Annotated in this window: 1 protein-coding gene; it reads left to right on the forward strand. The window is 46.8% G+C overall.

Translation table 11 applies throughout. The features are described 5' to 3' along the window. Positions 1-675: DMT family transporter (locus tag R7Q46_RS27455; protein WP_318078315.1), on the forward strand; the 675-nt coding region annotated here is incomplete at both ends.

Genomic DNA, 675 nt, shown 5'->3' on the forward strand with positions numbered 1-675 from the left:
CGCGCTAATGTCGGCCACGGTAAAGCATGTCAGTCTTCATGGGATCCCTGTCTTTGAAATCGTTGCAGCAAGAGCACTCGTTTCTTTAGTGATCAGTTATTTAGATGTGAAACGAAAACGAATCTCTGTTTGGGGCAACAACAAACCACTACTCTTAGCGCGTGGCGCGGTGGGCACCTTCGCGCTGATGTGTGTTTACTATTCGGTGACCACGTTACCTTTGGCAGAAGCAACCATCTTCCAATACATTCATCCGGTATTTACGGCGCTGCTCGCTGTCATTTTTTTGAAAGAGCGAATTCAGCCCACAACCTTCATTTGTATTGCGCTATGTTTGCTCGGCGTCTACGTCATGGTTCGGCCAGAAACCGGCGTAGAATCTGCACAAACACTCCCGATGTTCAGTGTAATGATTGCTATTTTAGGTGCTTTTGGTAGCTCTATTGCTTATGTCATTGTAAGAAAGCTCAGCCAAACCGAAGACAGCTCGGTGATCATTTTCTACTTCCCGCTTGTGGCGCTACCAACGTCCATCCTGTTTATGGGGGATAACTTTGTCATGCCAGATTTTTACCTGACGTGTATGTTGGTATTGGTCGGCGTGTTCACTCAAATTGGTCAACTTGGGCTGACTAAGGCGATGCAAACTCAACAAGCAGGTAAAGCATCAGCCTA

Source organism: Vibrio sp. 811, assembly GCF_033339195.1.